This window comes from Sodaliphilus sp., from assembly GCF_045598405.1.
Taxonomy (GTDB): Bacteria; Bacteroidota; Bacteroidia; order Bacteroidales; family Muribaculaceae; genus Sodaliphilus; species Sodaliphilus limicaballi.
Map to the genome: position 1 here is coordinate 1 of NZ_JAZLLZ010000166.1, position 21,601 is coordinate 21,601.

Sequence of the window (21,601 nt, forward strand, 5' to 3'; positions counted from 1 at the left end):
CATCCCTGCGGCAAAAAAACAATCAAAATTGTACGGAAACTGATAAAAATGATTAATTTTGCATCGCCATTAGGCTAAAGAGCAAGAAAAGTGAACGGATATCCCCGTTTTGGGTGGGTGGATATCCACCGTTTTCAGCAAGAGCTTGTCAAAACAAGATGCATGAAACTTAAATACAAGTCTGCAGGTATAATAAACAGCAAACCTGTGAAGTCGTGGCATTATGTTAAACTCTACTCAGAATAACTCATCTAAAGATAAAACGATTAGTCTTTGGTCTTCCCGAAATAGTAAACTCTAAATAAATCAAAGGCACTTCTGATGTAAAGGTATTATAAAATGCTGAATTTTAAATAATAACAAACAATCAATGGATCTTTCTGCGTTATACGTATGACAATATGGAACGCCTGCTCATTACATCGGTTGAACGTGACGGTGCGGAGCCGGTTTTGCTCTGCAGCAACACGTATGACGAACTGGGTCGCCTGGCAACGCATAGCCTCGGTGGCACAACCGAGGGCAGCCATGCCATCATTAGAACCGTCCCTTTGATGGTTATGCCACGGAGCCAGTTTTGCTCTGCAGCAACACGTATGACGAACTGGGTCGCCTGGCAACGCATAGCCTCGGTGGCACAACCGAGGGCAGCCATGCCATCATTAGAACCGTCCCTTTTATGGTTATGCCATCATTAGAAACGTCCCTTTGATGGTTATTAATTTATTATCAAATGCTAAAGTTGAATTTATTTATATGCAAGACAGTAAACTATAGCTTGCAAAACTTATTTAAGGTGAGTTCTATTAATTATGATAAATGTTTATTAATTATTTCGGTCGCTTTTGAGTCTGTTTTGGCATCTCCGACGGTCTCGACCATCGGTTACGATGCAGTGTAACGACTCCGTCGTTGCCAAAAATCTACTCAAAACACCCCTCAAAACCGCCTCGACACAATTAATAGAACCCACCTTAAACAACTCAATATCAATCTGTTTAATCGGTACAATCTGTTTTAATGACAATATTTGTCACACGGGGACGATGGTGTCTAGGGTGAGATACCAGATGTAGCCGGTGACGTATTTGCCGGTGGCTTTGTTGAGTGCAAAGATGTAGGGTCTCACTTGCTTGAAGTGTTTCTCGTCGTCGCGCTGGCCGAACTTGTAGTCGATGACTACCCACGAGCCGTCGGGGCGTTGTATCACGCGGTCGGGGCGTTTAGTCTCGAAGTCATGGTTGTAATTCTCGACTATGAGGGGACGCTCGTTGTACACCTTGTTGCCGTCGTCAAACCACTCTTTGACATCTTCCCGATTGAGCAAAGCCGTGAGTCTCTCGCATGCCACTGCTGCGTTCCAGGGGTCGTTGGGGTCGTTGGTGATGATGCCACGGCGCACGCACAACCGCACTGCCTTGTCGATGTCGCTGCGAGTGGTGATGAGGCTGAGCAAAGCGTGCAGTCGTTTTCCAGTCTCGCGCATGTCGTTGATGTCGCTGGGCAGGTTCACCATGACCTGGTTGGTGGACACGGCATAGGAGTCGAGCTCTTTGTTAGTCCACTTAACCTCGTTGTCCTTGGTCGATGTGTTGCTGTCATTCTCCCTTACCCAAGGTTTTCCCATCTGGTACTGTCCGTCGCCGATGAGTTCCATGCCTTTCATGCCTGGTACAATGGCTTCAAGCTGATTAGCGATGGTGTTTTTGCCGCTTTTGGGTAATTTCACAGCGAAGATGTGCAGTTCCTTGCGCGGGCGAGTGAATGCCACGTAGGTGCGGTTGATGTTGTCGATGATGTCGTTCTCGCCTTCGCGTGCGGTGATATTGGTGAAGAGGCCAAATTCGTCGCCACCCACTTTGAGTGCAGTGCGAGGCATGAGCAGGATGGGAGGCACGATGTCTTCGCTCCACTTGTCCTTGCCAGCAGCGATGTCGAGGAGTTGTCGCCCGCCATCGTTGAGCCACTCTTCCCTGGTGACCCACAGGTCGCTGTTAGAGGCATCGTTTGACCAGCCGGCATAAGGCACGATGACGCAGTGCGCCTCAAGGCCTTTAGACTTGTGTATTGTGAGCACGTTGACGGCATTGACGTCGCCCGAGTCGGGCACGTTGATGTTGTCCTTGTTGCGGTCCCAGTAGCGCAGAAATTCCCGCACCGTGCCGCCGTTGCTCTGGTTGGCAAACTGTATCACGCAGTTTTGGAATGCGTGCAGGTAGATAGACTCTTCGCTGCTCTCGGTGTTGTTGACGTAAGAGTGGATAAGATGTTCCACGATGCTCACGAGGCTCATCATGCCAGACTGCCGTGAGGGCAGCATGTCGTTGAGCATGAGGGCATATTGCTCCAACTGCTTGTCGGTGGGCAGCGATGCCTGCGCGTTGATGTCTTCGAAGCACAGGTTGAGCACATCGCCAGCTTGCTCGCTTGTGCTGGTGCCTTGGACTTCGATTTGCTCAATGAACTTGCCCAGCGCGACAAACTTGCGTTGCTCGGCGAGTCGCTTGCGTTGAGTCCTGGCTGTGACATCGGTGTCAATTTTAGTATTGTCGAGTTCGTCGTCTTCGGCATTGAACACGTAGTCGGTGAGGTCGATGAACCGCAGCATGTTGATGAGTCGGCGCACGGCGGTGCTGCGATGCAGTTTCATCATTTCGCCCGACACGATGGGTATCACCTTGCCGGGTTCTTGAGCGTGCACTTTCTTGTTGTGGTCGAGCACTGTCTCCACAATTGACTGTCCTTCCTTGTTCCTGTTGACGAGGATGATGATGTCTTTCCAGTCAAAGCGCTCATGGAGTTCGAGCAGGTAGTCGATGATGAAATCATTCACATCGTCGAGTGCTTTCAGCTGTTTCCCGTTGTTGTCCTTGAATAGCACTTTCACCATGCCTTGCTCGCCTGTTTCTCGCTTCGACGGCACGAGTTGCTTGTAGTATTCATCCTTGCCGCCGGGCATATAGGAGCGTTTCAGCGCGCTGCACCCGTCGTATAGCTGCAGTGCGAGAAGTTTCTCGATGAACGAGTTGTTGAAATCGATGATATTCTTGAGGCTACGCCAGTTGTGTCGCAGCGTGTCGGGGTGTATGTGTTTGAAGTCGATGTCGATTCTGTCGCGAAACAGGCTTGGGTCGGCGTTGCGGAAGCGGTAGATGGCCTGCTTCACATCGCCGATGATGAGGTTGAAGTTGTCCTGCGAGTGCGAAAGACTCTCTTTGAGCAGCGGCAGGAAGTTCCCATACTGGGTCTCGCTGGTGTCCTGGAACTCGTCGAGCATGTAGGTATTAATCCACGTGCCCGTGCGCTCGTAGATGAAGGGGGCGTCTTCATGTGTCGAAATCACCTTGCTTATCAACTCGTTGGAGTCGGCAATGAGCAGCGTGTTGTTGTCGCGGCGGTATTCATCGAGCTTCTTGTTGATTTCGCCCAGCAGGCCCACAAAGCACAGGTGCCTGGTCAATGCGTCGAACAGCTTGTGGTAGTTTTTGCTTTCGATGATTTCCTTGACTTTTGCACTCAGTTTGCCCAGCATCACGGTGTCGGTGGGCTTATATCCGTTTTTGAACGGGTCGGTGGGATCGGCAATCATTCGCTTCAAGCTGTCGGAGTCATAGTGTGTGCCATAAGTGTAGAGTTTGTAGAATGGCTTGTTGTGGTTGAAGTGATCGTCAGGGACGACGCCCAAGATCTTCTTGACCTCGTTCTGCCAGGATGTAGTCTCAAATTTTTTCAGGTTACTCTTGGCGGCGTTGTTCAGGATGTCACGGAATGTCATGATCTTTTCCAAGTTTTCCCCGACCTTGTTGCCCGAGAGGTAGTCGCACAGGTCATCCAGGTGCTTGCGCACAAACTCTTTGTTGATGTTGTCGGCGGCAAACGTGGCTAGCGTCGGAGGGCCGTATTGCGAGCCATCGAGGTCATACAGCGAGTTCCATTTGGCCTTGGCGTCGAGCTGTATAGATTGAAATTCCTTTACCCATTTTTCCACTTGCGTGATTTTGCCTCCTGTGAGCTGGCGTTCCTTGCCCAGCGATGAGAGGAAGCTCTGTGTGGCAAGGCGTACCGCATACTTGTCGTTGAGTTCGATGTCGTAGTTGTAGTCGCGGTCGAGCTCGCGTGCAAAGTTGCGCAGCACCGACTGGAAAAACGAGTCGATCGTGCTCACCTTGAATGCGCTGTAATTGAAGAGCAACGCGTTCAGCGCCTGGCTTGCCGCGTCCTTGAGTCCGTCAAGTGCATCCTGTGAGCACTCTTTTTTAAAGTCGTCGTAGTAGTCGCTCTTGGCGGGGTCGAGGCTCAATGTGAACATCTCGTTGACGATGCGTGTCTTCATCTCCTGCGTCGCCTTGTTGGTAAACGTGATGGCAAGAATGTGCTGGTGGTAGTCCTTGGCCCTGCGCAGTTCGAGTTTGCCGCCTTTTCCTGGCACGAAGAGCACATGTTCGATATAGTTCTTTGCCAGCGTGTAGGTCTTGCCCGATCCAGCGCTGGCCTTGATTACGTTAAGTCCAGAGTAGCTGCTGCTCATGGTGATAGAATGTTGAAATGTTTATATAATGATGTAACTATCCTGTTGTGACAGTTTTAGATGATGCGGGCTTTGAATCCTTTGCCCTTGAGCAATGCAAGCACCTTGCTGCGTGCGTCGCCCTGGATAAGGATTTCGCCGCCACGTGCCGATCCGCCCACTCCACAGTGCCGCTTGAGTTCGCTGGCGAGTTCTTTGAGCGTCTCGTCATCGATGTGAAGCCCCGTCACAATGGTTGCTTGCTTGCCTCCACGCCCTTTCTTTTCGAGCACGATGTCAATCATGTCTTTGCCTTGCTGCTCAAGTGCGTTAGGGGTTTGTGTGGCAGTCTCGTCGGTGGTATTTCCGTCGGACACGGGCAGGTCAAATGCCGCACCCAGTTTGTCTTTCCAGTCTTGTAGATCCATATCTATATATTTGAGTTTACAAATATACTATTTTTTTTCAATTTGCGCAACCCGATGCGTATAAAAAACGTTTTTATCGTTTTTATCGTTTTTATCGTTCTTATCGCATTTATCACTTTTATCACTTTTATCACTTTTATCACTTTGATCACTTTGATCACTTTGATCACTTTGATCACTTTGATCACTTTTGTAGTCTGATTGGAAGAATGGGTTGTTTTCATGGGTGCAAAATTAATGAGTTGCTTGCTTGGAAACATTATCAACCGAGCAAAAGCGGTGAAAGGTGTGAAAGTTGGGGTGAATAGTGCATTTTTTTGAGCAAACATAGTGCTCAATTAAAAAATAAGCATTAATTTTGCCCGAAATTATTTACTATTTACTAATTTAAATTTTTCACACAATGGCATACGTAATTAATGACAACTGTGTAGCATGTGGAACTTGCCAGTCGGTTTGCCCCACAGGCGCAATCAGCGAGGGTGACATCTATTCAATCGACGCCGATACTTGCATCGACTGCGGTACTTGCGCTGACTCTTGCCCCAACGAGGCAATCGCTCCCGGTGAATAATTGACGTCACAGTCAATCGACACATGAGAAGAAACAAGTCGCTTTCCCCTCAAGGGGAGATGCGACTTTTTCTTTTTATTGCAGCAGTTTGTGCAAATGAGGAATGGGATGTATAGTGTGTGGATGAAAAAAATGTGTGTCTTACACAATAAAAATGTGTAGATGTAGTTAATTATAGAAAGAGTAATATAAACTTAACAGGCTATGAAAGTATTTTCTAAAATAGCAATACTGGCCACAGTGGCTCTGCTGACGGGTGTCACTGCACTGGCCGATGATATTAAGAGTGAGGAATTTAACCCCATTCAGACTGGTGTTACCTCACTCAGCATCACCCCTGATGCCCGCGGTGCGTCGATGGGCGACCTGGGTGCTGCTACCGAGGCCGACGTGAACTCACAGTTCTGGAACCCGTCGAAATATGCATTTGCCTACAGCAATGCCGGCATCGGACTGTCTTACACACCGTGGCTCCGCAAGATTGTCAACGATATCTTCCTTGCCAATGTGGCTGGTTACATGAAGATAGGTAGCGGTGACAACCAGGCCGTGAGTGCATCAATGCGTTACTTCTCGCTCGGCGAGATCTCGACCAGCGACGCCGGTGGTGCTGCCATGGCAAGCATCAACCCGTTTGAGATGTCGGTTGATTTGGGTTATTCACGCAAGTTGAGCGAGAAATTCTCAATGGGTGTTGCTCTGCGCTACATCTACAGTGACCTGGGTTATGGCGGCGACGGCAACAACCCCGACCAGACCAAGGGCGCATCGGCGTTTGCTGCCGACATCAGTGGATATTTCACTACTTATCCCGTAATCGGTCGCAACGAGTGCCAGTGGTCGCTGGGTTTCAACCTGTCGAACGTGGGTTCAAAGGTGGCTTACAACAGCGGTAACGACCCCGCATTCCTCCCCACCAACCTGCGCTTGGGTACTGCATTCACATTCCCCCTGGCCGACTACCACAACCTCACTATCGCACTTGATGCCAACAAGTTGCTTGTTCCTGCCAAGCCTCGCCAGGGCAACTACCTCACCGAGGACGGAGGCTACGACTATGAGGCATATAGCGAGGCACTCCAGAACTGGAAAGACATGTCGCCCATCACCGGTATCTTCAAGTCGTTTAGCGACGCTCCCGGCGGATTCAAGGAGGAGTTGAAGGAAATCAACTATTCAATAGGCGCCGAGTATGCCTACAACCAGCAGTTCTTCCTGCGTGGCGGTTACTTCCACGAGGACAATACCAAGGGTAACCGTCAGTACTTCGGTTTCGGTGCCGGATTTGCAATGAACGTGATTCGCCTCGACGCGTCTTACATGATTGCAACTGCACAGCAGAGTCCCCTCGACCAGACTCTGCGTTTCACCGTCACCTTCGACATGGACGGTATCAAGAACTTGTTTGGCCGCAGGTAATAATTACGGTCAATGAGATAACACGGGGCAGGCAACTGCCCCTTTTTTATAATAAAGAAATATGAGTAATATGTTTAGAATAGGAATGGGATATGACGTTCACCGCCTTGTGGAGGACCGCGAGTTGTGGTTGGGCGGTGTGAAGATAGAACACACGTTGGGTCTGCTGGGTCACAGCGATGCCGACGTGGCAATCCATGCGCTGTGCGACGCGCTGCTGGGTGCCGCCAACATGCGCGACATAGGTTATCACTTCCCCGACACCGACCCGCGCTACAAGGGCATCGACAGCCGCAAGCTGCTGCGTGAAGTCACCCGTCTGCTAGCCGAGCAAGGCTATGTGCTGGGCAACTGCGACCTCACCATCTGTGCCGAGCGTCCCAAGATCAACCCTCACATCCCGGCCATGCAGGAACAGCTGGCGCAGTGCATGAACTGCGACATCTCGCAGGTGTCGATCAAGGCCACCACGACCGAGCGCCTGGGCTTCACCGGCCGCGAAGAAGGCATCAGCGCCTATGCCGTGGCACTTATCTATTGCGAGCCACGCTGAGGCTCGCCACTGAACCCAGGCTTGCCACAATGAGGGCCGCCACTACAACGGCCACGCTGAGGCTCGCCACTGAACCCAGGCTTGCTACAATGAGGGCCGCCACCTTGATTGTTTTTTCCTTTTTAAATTTACTAGCATGCAAGACGAGCATCCACATCATCCATTGTCGCCAGTCAAGCACTCTATGAAACGCCGTTGCACATGGCGAGATTATAGTGGCCGCGGGGTCTATATGCTCACCATAGTGGTCGAGGGGCGACGTCGCTTGCTGGGCAGGATGGAAGGTGGAATTGAATCTCCACACATAGTGCATTCGCCACTCGGGGAAAAGGTGATTGAGTGTATTGAGAATATTACCCACTTTTATAAAGAAATAGAGGTGTGGAAACATGTGTGCATGGAAGACCATGTGCATATATTGCTTTTCGTGTCGTGCCAGTTAACTGGTATCACCCTCGGGAATGTCGTTAAGGGGTTTAAGACTGGGGGCAACAAGGCCCTTAGGGCGTTGTATCCGCATGATGAAGGCCTGCTGCCTCTGTTTGAGGAGGGATATCACGACCGCATTGTGTACCGCAAGGGGCAGTTGCAGGCCATAAAGCAATATATCGACGACAACCCGCGCCGCTTGGCCATAAAGAGGTATTACCCACAGCTGTTTCGCAAATACCTTCACATCGTGATTGCCGGTCAGGACTATGCAGCTTATGGCAATGTCCTTTTGCTTCGTGAAGTTGAAAAAGTCCAGGTCGAGGTTCACAGGAGTGACACAATTGACGAGCACAACCGCAATCTGTCAATGTGGAAGGATGTGATAGAAAATGGCGGAGTTCTTGTCTCGCCGTTTGTGAGCCCACGCGAGAAGGAAGTGCGCGAGATGGCTCGTGATCATGGCGGGAAACTGATTGTGCTCAAAGAAAACGGCTTCCCCGAGGTGTTCAAGCCCTATGGCTGGGAATTTGACTACTGCATCCTGGGCAAGTTGCTGTTACTTGCTCCTTGGCCTTTCCACTACGAGAAGAAAAGAATTACACGCGACCAGTGCCTTTCGCTTAATTCAATGGCAAGCGCTATTTGCTCCATCACTAGCCAAGAGGGGCGGGTGATTAGCGAGCCACAATGAGGCTCGCCACTGCAACGGCCACAATGAGAGGGGCGGGTGATTAGCGAGCCACAATGAGGCTCGCCACTAAAACAGCCATGCTCCCCACATTCCCCACAATTAGTTGAAAACAAAGCGCTAAAAGTTGTGGTTTTGTTGTTTTTTTTGTATTTTTGTCTTTTGGACTTAATAGCTTATTAAAACAACTACTAATAATATGAAGAAATCACTTTCATTGCTCGTGATGCTTTCAGTGACTATGCATGCTGTGGCACAGACTTTTACATGGAGCAGTTATAGTTACACCATTACCAAGGCTCCATCGGGGAACTTGCGTGGCGAGTGCCAACTTAACGGCCTTGCCAGCGGTGAATCTGTTTCGGGAGCCATTGAGATTACTCCATCGGTAGCCTATAACGGATCTTATTACAATGTGACATCGGTCAAGGCCAGTGCCTTTGCTGGCAATGACAAGATAACCGCGGTGCGTTTCCCTTACGGAATGCGTACTATCGGTAGTGCCTCTTTCCAGAAATGTACTAAGCTTGTCTCGGTTTATGTCCCCTCATCGGTGACCTCTATAGGCTCTTGGGCTTTCAACGGATGCTCGGCTTTTAAGAATTTCTACACTGCCCAGTCACGCCAGGGTCGCGTGAACTATGGCGAGAGCGTTTTCCCCGTCAACTCGGGCATGAAGGCCTACTTCCCCAACGGCGACATCTGGCCGTCGGACGAACAGGAACGCCTCTTCGGCATCGAACGCAGCGTGCTGGCATACGACATGTATATGGTCGACGGCACAGTGTCGGTAGTCGAGACCCCGGCAACCCGGGCAGGCGATACCCACAAGTGCACCATCGTGGGCTTCAACCCTAACGGCTCACAAGTGTCCAGTGCCACCACCTACGAGCCCAGCAACGCCATCTCGTCACCCATGGGTTACGAATTCAGGTTTGAATACACCAAGATAGGCAAACAGGCATTCATGGACTCAGAAATCAAATCAGCGCAGCTCAAGAATCTCACCAGCCTCACCACTATAGGTGACGAGGCTTTTTACAACAGCAAGCTGGGAGTTATAAGTTTGCCCAAGAACTTGACCACCATGGGCCAGGCAGTGTTCCGCCACACCGTATTGCTGACTCAGATTCAGCTTAGCAGCGAGAACACCAACTTCTGGCTCAATGATGGCATTCTATATGGCAAGGATGCCGCAGGCAATAGGGAGCTCGTGTGTGTACCCCCATACACGGTACGCCACACCATTAACGTGCAACCAGTACACACCATACGCGAGTATGCATTCCAGAATTTCCAGTGGAGCAACAGCGCCATCAAGATCCCCTACGGACTCAAGGAAATCAGGGGACATGCATTTGAGAACACTAACATTCATTCCTATCTCAACATACCCTCGTCGGTGACTGTCTTGTACCCCGACTGGATGTGTAACTGCTGGTTTACAAAGGATGCAGAGTTTGTCATGAACATCTCTAACAAGACCATAATGAGTGCCGCCGATCTAAATGCCACCAATGTGGGAATTGATGCTGGAGCCAAGCTCTATGTGCCTCGCGAGGCGGTGGCCGATTACAAGGCCAGCAAGACATGGAGCAAATTCACATCGGTCAACCCCGACTACAAGACCGCCTATGACTTCAAGCTTAATGCCTATTACACCGTTACCAGCAGCAATAAGACTACAATCAACGGGACTAACTATGACGGTACATTGAAGGTAGTGCATGGAATGGGCAGTCTTAATGCCAAAATCGCAGTGAATGCTACATCTAATGAAGGAAAAGTCTATGCTCCCACACGCATCGACACTGATGCCTTCCGCGGCACCAGCGTTACCGATATAGACCTGGATAACACCGTTTCATCGTTTGCCACTGATGCGCTGTCCAATGCCTCTTTGCTCAAGAATGTGACTCTGCTCAACACTACCGGCACAACGTGGGACGGCAAGTTCTTTGGCAACAATGCCACGGGATTCACCTTCTGGGTAAAACACACTATGTTTAACGGCATGTACACCTCGGCACTCAAGAACTGGGACATGGGCAGTGGTAAGACTGGTATCGACTTCCTGGCTCCTTACATCCAGAGCACATACGACAACACCACATTCTCGTGCGCAGTTCCCGTGACATTCAGCGGCAGCGGCCTCAATGCCTATTATGTAACCAGCGGCACTGGCAACACCCTTAATACTAGCATAATTACCAGCGTTGCAGCTGGCACGGGCGTTGTGGTAACCGGAATCAATAAAGGTGAAATCTATCGCCTGCCCCGCGCGACAAGCGGCAGCAATCCTGTTCGCAACCTGCTGGCGGGCGTTCCCGACACAAAGGTTGATGTATTTGGCGTGGACGGTGGTTACATCTGGAACACTGACAGTAAAAAATTCATCCGCCCCACTCACAGCGGCAACTATGCACTCTCGGGCACCAGCTACCTCAAGATACCCAGCTCGCAGCAAGCTGGCTACCAGGAATACTACCTCAATCTGTGGCCCGCACCCGCCAGCAAGAAGGGCGATGTGAACGGTGACGGCGAGGCGGATATCACCGATGCCAATATACTCATCAACGTCATCCTAGGCAAGGACAAAGCCTCTAACTACAACGGCCGCGCCGACGTGGACGGCAACGGCGAGGTGGATATAACCGATGCCAATGAGGTGATTAACATTATCTTGGGAAAAGGGGGGACACATGTGCTATCTTTGAAAAAACAACCTACTATTAACCCTAAAAACTAGCCTTTATGAAACGAATCTACTTATCTTTACTAGCGGTAAGTTGTTGTGCCACAGTTGCTATGGCCGATGTAATGATTAACGGCAAGTCCTATGCTATGGACACGCTGGCCCATCGTGTGATAGGTCCTGGAATGGTCAACACCATCGTGCGCATACCCGACTACCCGCTCAATGTGTATGTGCTTGAAGCCGATGTGACCAACCCTCACATGCGCGTCGAGACCACCATCGGCTATAATACCGTGGGGCGTACCGAGGCCCTTGCCAATGCCTATCACCGCAACCGCACAGCCACCAAGCGTCCTGTCGCAGCCTGCAACGGAAACTTCTGGATTGTGGGCGGGTCGGGCGCTCCCTGGAATGTATATGCTCTGGGCACCCCTATGGGAGCCGCTGTGCGCAACGACACCACATATGTCAACACCAACATGACCGCCGACCAGTGGGACGGCGGCTGGGCCCGCACCGGGGCGTCGGTCTATACGCATGACCGCCGCGTGCACATGGGACACTTTGCCTGGGCTGGCGCAATCACCAGCGAGAAAACCGAGCAGGTAAACTATGCCAACTTCAACCGCCGTTGCATCAACGGCGAGGTGGCCCTGTGGAACCAGGCATATACCGCTACGCGCGAGTTTGAGACCAACTGGACCGCTCACAACAATCAGGGCAACTGCGAGACCGACAACTATTTCCTCACCTTCGCCGAGGGCGAGAAATGGCTCGTCAACAAGCCCGTGAAAATGGTGGTGAGCAAGATAGTCAACGGCGCCGACCGCCAGAAGCTGGGAGCATTTGATGCCTGCATCACAGCCAGCGGCGCTGCCAAGGCAAAGCTATCGGCGCTCGCTGTGGGCGATGAGGTGGAAGTGGCCTCTTACTGGACAACCAATGACGCCAACGGCGGCACAGGCGTTCCTGCCATAGAGAGCATGGTCGAGGGCAATGCACAGGTGATGCACAACGGCGAACTCACCGGGCGAAACTACGACGAGGAATATAACAGCATGGTTTACAGCCGCACAGCATATGGCTGCAACGCCGAGGGAACACGACTCTACATGATTGTCATCGACAAGAGCGTGAGCAAACTCTACGGCAAGAGCGATGGTTGCCCCACAGCCGTCATGTGCCAGATTCTCAAGAATATGTGTCCCGACGTGAGCGAGGTAATCAACTACGATGCCGGCGGTTCGGCCGAGATGATGATAGGCGGTTCTATCATCAACACCACCACCGAGGGCACACCTCGCGCTGTGGCTTGCGGATGGATGCTCGTGGCCGAGGGCGAAGAGGACAGCGAGATAGCGTCTATCATGTTTGACGACTTCCATGTCAAGGCACCCGTTTATTCGTCGTTCACTCCCAAAGTGCTTGGTTACAACAAGAACGGCGAACTCATCAACGAGGATGTGAAAGGCTTCGTCCTGTCGTGCGACGCAAGCGTTGGCACCACTCAAGGCGACGTGTTCATTGCAGGAGGCGATGCTGTGAGTGGCACTCTCACCGCCACTTACAACGGCATGACAGCAACCGTGCCCGTGACCACACTCGCGGCACAGCCCTCAATCGCCATCAAGCCCGCAATCCTCATCGACGACCGCGATTATCCCGTAGAGGTCACAGCAACGGTCAACAACAATACCTACTTCTATGACCCAGCCCACCTTGACTGGAACGTCGAGGACAACACCGTGGCAACCATCACCGCCGGAGTGCTCAAAGGAGTGAAGAACGGTGTGACTCCCATCACATGCAACATAGGCTCGTTTGTTGACAACGACACCGTGGTGGTTGAGATCAGCGACAGCCCCGTCATCAACCAGGCCTGGGACGGCTGGACATTCAAGCAGAGCGGTGCCAGCAACCTGGCATTGAGCGAGAACGGCGTGCTCACGTTCAAGTACAGCGGCGGCCGTGCGCCCTACATGTCGCTCAAAAAAGACATCACCTTCTACAGCCTTCCCGACACCATCGCGCTCACATTCAACAGCAGCATCCCCATTGACTACATCCAGGTAGATACCCGCAACAACAACGTCACCAGTTCCAACTATGTGCGTTACGAGACAGAGGGCGGATATGAGGCTGGCAAGGACCACACCCTGCTGCTCGACATCGCGGCACTGGGCGGAGCGGACAAGGTGAGCACCTATCCCATCACCGTCAAGGAAATAAAAATCACCCCCAGCAAGAGCGGCGCCACAGGCGAGCAGAGCATCACATTCAAGGAGTTCTACAGCCACTACACAGCCCACAAGGCAGCAGTCAAGGGTGACGTGAACGGTGACGGCGTCGTAGATATCACCGACGCCAACTTCATCATCAACGCTATCCTGGGCAAGCCTTACACCGGCAACCCCGACGTGACCGGCGACGGCGCCATAGACGTCACTGATGCCAACCTGGTGATAAACATCATCCTGGGCAAGTGATTCTCCCCCACCCGCAGAGACACAAAAGAGACAGAAGAAACATGAGGTTTTTCACAAATCTTATGTTTCTTTTGTTCTTTTAGTTTAAAAGCAGTATCTTTGTAGTTTAATAAAAAAAAACAGAAAAGACAATTATATGACATTTGAAGAATTAGGAGTGAGAGAAGATTTGCTCAAGGCGATTGCCGATATGGGCTATGTTGCACCCATGCCAGTGCAGGAAAAGGTTATCCCGCACTTGCTCAATGAGGACAGCGACGTGGTGGCGCTGGCACAGACTGGCACCGGCAAGACCGCAGCCTTCGGTCTGCCCACGCTGCAGCGCACCGAAGTCTCGTCGCGTGCCACACAGGCTCTCATTCTTGATCCTACCCGCGAGCTCTGCCTGCAGACAGCAAGCGACCTCGCCGACTACTCGAAGTATATCGACGGGCTGAATATCCTTGCCGTGTATGGCGGAGCAAGCATCGAGAACCAGATCAAGGCCCTGTCGCGCGGAGTGCAGGTGATTGTGGCTACCCCGGGTCGCCTGCTCGACCTCATCAAGCGCCGCAAGGTGGACCTGACCGAGGTAAACACTGTTATCCTCGACGAGGCCGATGAAATGCTCAACATGGGTTTCGTGGATGACATCAACGAGATACTGGAGCATGTGCCCGACCAGCGCAAGATGTTGCTGTTCTCGGCCACTATGCCTGCCGAGATTGCCGGCATCGCCAAGAACTACATGCACAATCCCACAGAGTATGTGGTGGGCACCCGCAACGAGGGCTCGGCCAATGTGCAGCACTGCTACTACATGGTCAAGGCGAGCGACAAATACCTTGCCCTGAAACGCATCGTGGACTCACGCCCGCGCATCTACGGCATCGTGTTCTGCCGCACCCGTGCCATGGCCAAGGAGGTAGCCGACAACCTCATCCAAGACGGTTACAATGCCGACGCTCTGCATGGCGACCTGTCGCAGGCTCAACGCGACGCGGTGATGAAGAAGTTCCGCGAGCGCAACCTGCAGATTCTGGTGGCAACCGATGTGGCTGCGCGCGGCCTCGACGTGGACGACCTAACCCACATCATCAGTTACAGCCTTCCCGACGATAACGACGTGTATAACCACCGCAGCGGCCGCACAGGCCGTGCAGGCAAGACTGGCACGTCGATCGCAATCATCCATTCCCGCGAGCGCAACAAGCTGCGCGACATCGAGAAGCACATAGGCAAGACCTTTGAGCGCCGCGAGGTGCCTCAAGCCGAGGAAATCATAGGCAAGCAGCTGCACTCGCTCATCGACAAGCTGGAGCGCGTGGATGTGAACGAGGAAGGCATCGCTGCCTACATGCCCGAGGTGCTCAAGAAACTGTCGTGGCTCAGCAGCGAGGACCTCCTGAAGCGCATCCTGTCGCTTGAGTTTAACCGACTCTTTGACTATTACAGCAACGCACCCGTCATCGAGAATATACCCGACAAGGGCGAGCGCAAGAAAAAAGAGAAAAATCCCCACGGCGACCCCAAGAACCGCTCTATGAGCGAGAAAGACTCGCGCGTGGCGCAAGAGGGATATGAGCGCATATACATCAACGTGGGTAAGGCCGACGGTTTCTTCGCGCCCGACCTGATACGCATGCTCAATGCCAACACCAAGGGGCAGAAGATAGGGCTGGGACGCATCGACCTGCTGAGCAACTATTCGCTCTTTGACGTGATGAAAGGCGAGGGACACCGTGTGGTGAGCGCTCTCAAGAATGCCGAGTTCTATGGCAAGCGGCTGTATCTGGAGCCTGCTGTGGAGGGCAAGGACTATGTGGCCGCAGCCCGCAGCGAGAAGGCCGAGATAAAGAAGAACCGCAGCGAGCGTCGCCGCGAGGAGCGCATGGCACGCATCGAGGCTGCCATAGCACGGCAGGAAGAAGACTTCAAGCAAGCCAAGGGCAAGCGCAGCAATGCCGCCAACCGCAAGTTCCGCAAGGCACAGGAAGAGAAAAAACGCGGCAAGAAAGGACCCAAAAAAGAAGACCACTTCGCCAAGTTCAAGAAAAAACGGTAAAACGTATTATAACTGAAAGAAATTAAAATAATTAAAATAATTAAAATAATTAATTTAAGTTTCTTCGCCAGTTCAAGAAAAAACGGCAAAACGTATTATAACTGAAAGAAATTAAAATAATTAAAATAATTAATTTAGTTTCTTCGCCAAGTTCAAGAAAAAACGGCAAAACGTATTATAACTGAAAGAAATTAAAATAATTAAAATAATTAATTTAGTTTCTTCGCCAAGTTCAAGAAAAACGGTAAAACGTATTATAACTGAAAGAAATTAAAATAATTAAAATAATTAATTTAGTTTCTTCGCCAAGTTCAAGAAAAACGGTAAAACGTATTACAACTGAAAGAAATTAAAATAATTAAAATAATTAATTTAAGTTTCGCATGTCAATGTAATTGTTGCTAATGCAAGAATCACCGAGTCCAGCAGGACGCTAATTGAAGCAAAATAGTGATACTGAAATTAATATCCGAAACTTAAATAATTCAAATTATGAGAACTACGATATCTAAAAATGAATATATGAATATATATAGTTTGGTTGGACTTGCTCAAGAGGTCCATGCTACTTTGGGTCGTGGTTTGGAAGAAGGAATCTATCAAGAAGCCTTTGAACTTGAATTAATGGAGCACGGTAAGGATTTTGAACGACAAAAACCATTACATACTTTTTATAAAGGTCATCAGTTAAAAAAAATGTATGTTGCTGATCTTGTTTGTGATGATATTGTTGTTGAATTAAAAGCAGTTTCAGAAATTATTTCAGAACACAGAGCCCAATTGATGAATTACATGCGTATAACGAAATCTATTAAAGGCTTATTAATAAATTTTGGAGAAAAGAGCTTAAGGGTTGAACGCTACTTGTATCAACAGGATTCTGATGATTTTGTACTGTTAAGTGAGAAAAATCTTAATTATTATGTAAGGAAAGAATAAAAATTATTTTAATTATTTTAATTTCTTTCAGTTTATACTAATTTTGTGTTGATAGAATTTAGATTCAGGAGATGATGAAAAAATTAATACTAATTGTTGTGACAATGTTCATGGCTGTGGGTGTTGAGGCGCGCACGGTGCGTGACTTCTTTGCCAGTGAGCCTAACAATATATTCATGCTGCTGCCGCTCACCACAAGGCTGGACCTGCTTGACTACTATGACAACGACCAGATAGTGCAGGCCAAGAATAACATGGGCGAGGGCACGCAGCTCATCACAGTGGAGGACAACTACCTGCACGTGCGCATGAGCAGCAGCAAGACTGTGCAGATGCTCATGGTGCCCACAAAGAAAGACACGCTCATCGCGGTGATTGAGACATTTGAGGTGCCCATCAAGGACAGCAAGGTGTCTTTCTTTGACTCAAAGTGGTATCCACTGGTCAACAAGCATTTCAAGATGCCCGAACTCGGGGATTTTGTGCGTAAAGGCGTTGACAAGAAACATAGCGAGCAACTGCTTGGAGAAATCCCATTTGCACTGATTGACCTCACCTTTGAAGGCAAAGACCACACCAAGCTGGTGGCACGGCACGGATTGCAGAAGTTCCTTACCAAGGAGGAATATGCTCCGCTAGATAAAATCCTCGTGCCTTCGCTCACCTACGACCTCAACGGCGTGCAGTGGAAACTAACTAAATAAACAGCAATTTATGCCTACCGACCAATCATTATTTAGCAACACGCCTCAAGCCATCACGCTGAGCGCCCTTAACAACCGCATCGCTGATGCTGTGAACGCCGATCCCGGCCTGCACCGCCAGTGGGTGACTGCCGAGACCAGCGATGTGCGTGTGTCGCGCGGCCACTGCTATCTCGAACTCATTGAGAAGGACGACAAGGAACAGACTGTGGCTCGCCTGGGGGCCGTGATCTGGGCGAGCACCTATGCTGGTCTCGCTGCCAGGTTCAAGGCTGTGACAGGCCAGGATTTTGCCAGCGGCATGAAGGTGATGGTGTGCATGACCGTCAATTTCCACGGCCAGTATGGCATAAAGGCAGTGATAGGCGACATCAACCCGGAGTTCACCCTGGGCGACATGGCTCGCCTGCGCAAGGAAATCATCGAAAAGCTGACCAAGGAAGGCATCATCGACAACAATAAGCGCCTGCCCTGGGCAACTGTGCCGCAGCGGGTTGCGGTGATCTCTAGCGCGACGGCTGCGGGATATGGCGACTTCATGAACCAGCTTGATAACAATGCCTACGGGCTCAAGTTCTACACCCACCTGTTCACTGCCGTCCTTCAAGGCAACAATACTGTGCCCAGTGTGCTCGAAGCCCTTAAAAAGGTCGCATCGCTGCACGAGTATTTTGACTGCCTGGTGATAATACGCGGCGGCGGTGCCACTAGCGAGCTCAACTCCTTTGACAACTACGATCTGGCCCGGGCGGTGGCGCTGTTTCCAATACCTGTGATCGTGGGCATAGGGCATGAACGCGACACCACGGTGCTCGACTATGTGGCAGCAATGCGTGTCAAAACCCCAACGGCAGCCGCCGAGTTCCTCATAGGGCAAGGCATCAATGCCCTGGCTCGCCTGGACGAGCTGCGCAACCTCGTCATTAACAATGCGCGTGACATTCTGGGACGTGAGCGCGAGCACATTTCCTATTACACGTCGCTGATTCCTGCCACAGCACAGCGCATTGTGTCCACAGCGCACACCCGCCTCGATAATTATCTCGAAACGATACCCATGGCAGCCACCTCAATCATCAAGGCACAGAACACCCGTCTTGACCATAGCGTGGAGATCATCAAGTCGGCTGTCACGCAGTCGCTGGCTACGGCGCAGCTGCGCCTGCAGTCGCTCGACGACAAGGTGACGCTGCTCTCGCCACGCAACATCCTCAACCGGGGCTACTCGCTCACCATGCGTGGGGGCAAATTCGTGACCGAGGCATCTCAACTCAATCCTGGCGACGTGATCACCACATTCTTCAAGGATGGCAAGGCAACAACCCAGGTGGGAGCAATAAAACTAGATAAACAATAACGACAAAAATAAAGATATGGAAGATATGAACTATAGCAAGGCCGTGGCCGAGCTTGACGAAATCGTGAAGAAAATGCAAGACCCCGAGTGCAGCATCGACAACTTGAGCACCTACACCAAGCGTGCCAAGGAACTCCTTGACTACTGCCGCAACCGCCTCACCAAGACCGATGAGGAACTCAAGGCGATACTCGACTCATTGCAGTAATTTCGATGTGGGATATGCGCAGGGACTCTGCCGTTAATGAAACAGCATGAAACGACTACTGACGTTAATCCTCTTCAGCTCGCTGCTGCTCTACACCCATTACGATTACGTCGTCATGGGAGATGGGGATATCAACAAGCTGATATATTACCTGTGTAATGTGTGCGGCATTATTTTTGATGCCTCGATAGTAACGCTTGTGGCATGTGCGTTCAAGCGTGCAGGCGCACGAATGGTGGCTGCGGGCATTTTCTGGGCATGGTGCATGGTGAATGTGATTTACCTGCGTCACTTCGACACCTATGTGGATATAACCATGATAGGCGAAGTGCGCAACTTCGACATGCTGGGCGAGAGCATCGTGTCTCTGACTCACATTAGAGACATCGTTGTGTCGATATTGTTTCTGGGTGCTTGCTACTGGGTGTTTTTCAGCACCAAGGATCGCTGGAAGCAGTTGCGGTGGTATTACCTTTTCGTCCCCATTGCGCTGTCGTTTGCCGGGATTTATGTGACCAACTCTCGTGCCAAGCACGTCCCGCTGGTCAAGGCGTTTAACTTCTGGGGCGGGAACTTCGGTTCTAACTCCTATGTGGTGGGCTATCGGTATGGTTTTTTCCATTTCTTTTATAGCAACCTCTACACGCTTAACATGCACCGCGATCGCACCGAAGCCGACATAAAATCGATGCAGGAGCTGTCTAGGCGGCGTGCCACAGAGGCTATGCCTGCCAATGACTCCACGGCGTTGCCCCGCAATATCGTCTTTGTGCTGATGGAGAGCATCATGTCGGACGCAGTGACTGCTGTGTGCGATGGCGACAGCGTGATGCCCAACCTGGCCCGGCTGGCCCGCGAGGCACAATACTGCAACCTGAATATGGCATCAGAGGTGGGAATAGGCTGGAGCAGCGACGGGCAGCTCATCTACATGAGCGGCATCTTGCAGCACAGCACCAAAAACACCGTCAACACGTTCACCCACAACTCGCACCGCGGCATGGGCAGCATCTGCAAGGAACTGGGTTACAGCACCGCGATGGTAATCCCCACAGGCAAGCATGTGTGGCACCAGGAGGAAATGTGCGTGGCCTATGGCATAGATTCGCTTTATAGCACCATTAAGCATGGACATGACGATGACAAACATCTGGTAGATAGTACCATTCAGGTGCTTAACCACTACAAGAATGAGCGATTGTTTGTTACCATACTCAATATTTCAACCCACACGCCCATCTCGCAGCATTTTCCCGAACGGATGCGCGACTTTAATGACAAGAGTTTTCCCGAAAAGGAGATTTTGTATTTTGAACGGGCCAATTACTTTGACTTCCACTTGGGACGCATGATCGAAGCACTTCGCCACAACGGCCAGTGGGACAACAGCCTAGTTATCCTGGCTTCGGATCATCACGATGACGACTGGGTTGACAAGACGCACAACTCGATACCGCTCATCATCACAGGCGGATTCCAGTTGCCGGTGCAGCAGCACGACACAGCAACCATTTACCAGACCGATGTCTATCCCACATTGCTGCACTTGCTGCATGTGAAGCAAGACTGGCAAGGGGTGGGCAGGGATTTGTTCAATCCCAAGTCAACGCGCCTTTCTCCTGCCGAAAAGCACCGCATCTCCGACATCATCCTTGAAACCGATTGGTTCAAGAAGTAATGGCAAAATAAGACCTCCCGCTTCTTAATGAAGTAGCGGGAGGTTATTGTAATAGATTCCTGTGTCTTGTTACCAGTGACTATTTTTTGCCAGTGCAGTAGTTTTTCTTTACTTCGGGGAGTTTTTCCTGAATCTGCTTGATGCGTGTTGCATCGCTGGGGTGTGAGCTCAAGAATTCGGGCACTTTGGCGCTAGAAGCAGCGCTCATCTTCTGCCAGAATGTGATAGCCACGTCGGGGTTGTAGCCAGCGATAGACATGAGCACGAGTCCCATGTAGTCGGCCTCGCTCTCGTGCTTGCGAGAGAAGGGTTGCATCACGCCATACTGGGCGCCGAGTCCATAGACTTGCTGCGCAACAGCTTGAGTAGAAGTGCTCTTGCCTTGAGTGATTACACCCAGCACGTTGGCACCGGTCTGTGCAAGCATCTGCTGGCTCATGCGCTCGTTGGCGTGCTTTGCCACGGCGTGGGCAACCTCGTGTCCAAGAACCACTGCGAGTTCGTCGTCGCTGCTCACGAGTTTCATGATGCCCTCATACACCACGATTTTGCCACCAGGCATGCACCACGCGTTCACTTCGTCGCTCTTGACCAGGTTGAACTCCCATGCGTAGTTCTTGATCTCGCTTTCCATGCCCACTGCCTTGAGATAGGCTTCGGTTGCTGCGGCGATATTCTTGCCCACGCGGGTTACTTGAGCGCTCTGGGTCTTCTGTGTAGAGACCTTGGCAGTGCTCATGAAGCTTGTGTAGCTTTGTAAACTTGACTGCAGAACCTCGCTGTCGCTCACGAGGTTGAGTTGCTTGCGTCCAGTAATGGGCACTGAACCGCAACTAGTGAGCAGCAATGCCGCCACTGAAAGTAATGCTAAAATCTTTTTCATTAT

General features: G+C 51.0%; 16 protein-coding genes. 12 read left to right on the forward strand and 4 right to left on the reverse strand.

What is annotated here, in order from left to right:
- Positions 1-1,033: 1,033 nt before the first annotated feature.
- Together ACKI3C_RS11430 and ACKI3C_RS11435 are read right to left on the reverse strand one after the other, a co-directional pair.
- The gene (locus ACKI3C_RS11430; RefSeq protein ID WP_407405146.1) at positions 1,034-4,528 is read right to left on the reverse strand and encodes a UvrD-helicase domain-containing protein; all 3,495 of its coding nucleotides are present in this window, start codon (positions 4,526-4,528) and stop codon (positions 1,034-1,036) included.
- Positions 4,529-4,584: 56 nt separating this feature from the next.
- Positions 4,585-4,935 (reverse strand): translation initiation factor, encoded by a 351-nt coding sequence (locus tag ACKI3C_RS11435; RefSeq protein WP_407405148.1) that lies wholly within the window; start codon positions 4,933-4,935, stop codon positions 4,585-4,587.
- Positions 4,936-5,338: 403 nt separating this feature from the next.
- Here ACKI3C_RS11435 and ACKI3C_RS11440 point away from each other — a divergent pair, with 403 nt between their 5' ends.
- From ACKI3C_RS11440 to ispF, 3 genes are all read left to right on the forward strand, one after another.
- Complete coding sequence (locus tag ACKI3C_RS11440; RefSeq protein ID WP_407405150.1) at positions 5,339-5,509, forward strand: DUF362 domain-containing protein; 171 nt, start codon at positions 5,339-5,341, stop codon at positions 5,507-5,509.
- A gap of 204 nt (positions 5,510-5,713) precedes the next feature.
- A complete protein-coding gene (gene porV / locus ACKI3C_RS11445) occupies positions 5,714-6,928 on the forward strand; it encodes a type IX secretion system outer membrane channel protein PorV (protein ID WP_407405152.1) in 1,215 nt (404 codons plus the stop codon).
- Between the two features lie 70 nt (positions 6,929-6,998).
- Positions 6,999-7,481, forward strand: a complete 483-nt coding sequence (ispF, locus tag ACKI3C_RS11450) for a 2-C-methyl-D-erythritol 2,4-cyclodiphosphate synthase (RefSeq protein ID WP_407405154.1) — start codon at positions 6,999-7,001, stop codon at positions 7,479-7,481.
- Here the strand turns inward: ispF and ACKI3C_RS11455 are convergent.
- On the reverse strand, positions 7,459-7,842 hold the full coding sequence (locus ACKI3C_RS11455; RefSeq protein WP_407405186.1) for a hypothetical protein: 384 nt from the start codon (positions 7,840-7,842) through the stop codon (positions 7,459-7,461). The genes ispF and ACKI3C_RS11455 overlap by 23 nt on opposite strands.
- Between ACKI3C_RS11455 and ACKI3C_RS11460 the strand changes: the two genes are divergently transcribed.
- From ACKI3C_RS11460 to ACKI3C_RS11500, 9 genes are all read left to right on the forward strand, one after another.
- The gene (locus tag ACKI3C_RS11460; RefSeq protein ID WP_407405184.1) at positions 7,759-8,604 is read left to right on the forward strand and encodes a transposase; all 846 of its coding nucleotides are present in this window, start codon (positions 7,759-7,761) and stop codon (positions 8,602-8,604) included. The two genes, ACKI3C_RS11455 and ACKI3C_RS11460, sit on opposite strands and share 84 nt — an antisense overlap.
- Before the next feature lie 196 nt (positions 8,605-8,800).
- Positions 8,801-11,350, forward strand: a complete 2,550-nt coding sequence (locus ACKI3C_RS11465; protein WP_407405156.1) for a leucine-rich repeat protein — start codon at positions 8,801-8,803, stop codon at positions 11,348-11,350.
- A 5-nt stretch (positions 11,351-11,355) separates the two neighbouring features.
- Positions 11,356-13,785: a dockerin type I domain-containing protein gene (locus ACKI3C_RS11470; protein ID WP_407405158.1), complete on the forward strand. Its 2,430-nt coding sequence runs from the start codon at positions 11,356-11,358 to the stop codon at positions 13,783-13,785.
- Positions 13,786-13,921: 136 nt separating this feature from the next.
- A complete protein-coding gene (locus ACKI3C_RS11475) occupies positions 13,922-15,829 on the forward strand; it encodes a DEAD/DEAH box helicase (protein WP_407405160.1) in 1,908 nt (635 codons plus the stop codon).
- Positions 15,830-16,321: 492 nt separating this feature from the next.
- Positions 16,322-16,768, forward strand: a complete 447-nt coding sequence (locus ACKI3C_RS11480) for a GxxExxY protein (protein ID WP_407405162.1) — start codon at positions 16,322-16,324, stop codon at positions 16,766-16,768.
- A 74-nt stretch (positions 16,769-16,842) separates the two neighbouring features.
- A complete protein-coding gene (locus ACKI3C_RS11485) occupies positions 16,843-17,472 on the forward strand; it encodes a DUF3256 family protein (RefSeq protein ID WP_407405164.1) in 630 nt (209 codons plus the stop codon).
- Positions 17,473-17,482: 10 nt separating this feature from the next.
- Entirely contained in the window at positions 17,483-18,829 is a 1,347-nt protein-coding gene (gene xseA / locus ACKI3C_RS11490; RefSeq protein WP_407405166.1) for an exodeoxyribonuclease VII large subunit, read from the forward strand.
- A 16-nt stretch (positions 18,830-18,845) separates the two neighbouring features.
- Positions 18,846-19,037, forward strand: coding sequence for an exodeoxyribonuclease VII small subunit (gene xseB / locus ACKI3C_RS11495; RefSeq protein ID WP_407405168.1), 192 nt, complete (start codon positions 18,846-18,848; stop codon positions 19,035-19,037).
- A 46-nt stretch (positions 19,038-19,083) separates the two neighbouring features.
- Entirely contained in the window at positions 19,084-20,715 is a 1,632-nt protein-coding gene (locus tag ACKI3C_RS11500) for an LTA synthase family protein (protein ID WP_407405170.1), read from the forward strand.
- A 79-nt stretch (positions 20,716-20,794) separates the two neighbouring features.
- Here ACKI3C_RS11500 and ACKI3C_RS11505 read toward each other — a convergent pair whose 3' ends face one another.
- Positions 20,795-21,598 carry a M48 family metallopeptidase gene (locus tag ACKI3C_RS11505; protein ID WP_407405172.1) on the reverse strand — a complete coding sequence of 268 codons (804 nt, stop codon included), beginning with the start codon at positions 21,596-21,598 and terminating at the stop codon, positions 20,795-20,797.
- Between the last annotated feature and the right edge of the window lie 3 nt (positions 21,599-21,601).

Coding starts and splice junctions, on each gene's coding strand:
- ACKI3C_RS11430 (WP_407405146.1), bottom strand. CDS start 4,528: ATGAGCAGCAGCTACTCTGGACTTAACGTAATCAAGGCCAGCGCTGGA.
- ACKI3C_RS11435 (WP_407405148.1), bottom strand. CDS start 4,935: ATGGATCTACAAGACTGGAAAGACAAACTGGGTGCGGCATTTGACCTG.
- ACKI3C_RS11440 (WP_407405150.1), top strand. CDS start 5,339: ATGGCATACGTAATTAATGACAACTGTGTAGCATGTGGAACTTGCCAG.
- porV (WP_407405152.1), top strand. CDS start 5,714: ATGAAAGTATTTTCTAAAATAGCAATACTGGCCACAGTGGCTCTGCTG.
- ispF (WP_407405154.1), top strand. CDS start 6,999: ATGTTTAGAATAGGAATGGGATATGACGTTCACCGCCTTGTGGAGGAC.
- ACKI3C_RS11460 (WP_407405184.1), top strand. CDS start 7,759: ATGGAAGGTGGAATTGAATCTCCACACATAGTGCATTCGCCACTCGGG.
- ACKI3C_RS11465 (WP_407405156.1), top strand. CDS start 8,801: ATGAAGAAATCACTTTCATTGCTCGTGATGCTTTCAGTGACTATGCAT.
- ACKI3C_RS11470 (WP_407405158.1), top strand. CDS start 11,356: ATGAAACGAATCTACTTATCTTTACTAGCGGTAAGTTGTTGTGCCACA.
- ACKI3C_RS11475 (WP_407405160.1), top strand. CDS start 13,922: ATGACATTTGAAGAATTAGGAGTGAGAGAAGATTTGCTCAAGGCGATT.
- ACKI3C_RS11480 (WP_407405162.1), top strand. CDS start 16,322: ATGAGAACTACGATATCTAAAAATGAATATATGAATATATATAGTTTG.
- ACKI3C_RS11485 (WP_407405164.1), top strand. CDS start 16,843: ATGAAAAAATTAATACTAATTGTTGTGACAATGTTCATGGCTGTGGGT.
- xseA (WP_407405166.1), top strand. CDS start 17,483: ATGCCTACCGACCAATCATTATTTAGCAACACGCCTCAAGCCATCACG.
- xseB (WP_407405168.1), top strand. CDS start 18,846: ATGGAAGATATGAACTATAGCAAGGCCGTGGCCGAGCTTGACGAAATC.
- ACKI3C_RS11500 (WP_407405170.1), top strand. CDS start 19,084: ATGAAACGACTACTGACGTTAATCCTCTTCAGCTCGCTGCTGCTCTAC.
- ACKI3C_RS11505 (WP_407405172.1), bottom strand. CDS start 21,598: ATGAAAAAGATTTTAGCATTACTTTCAGTGGCGGCATTGCTGCTCACT.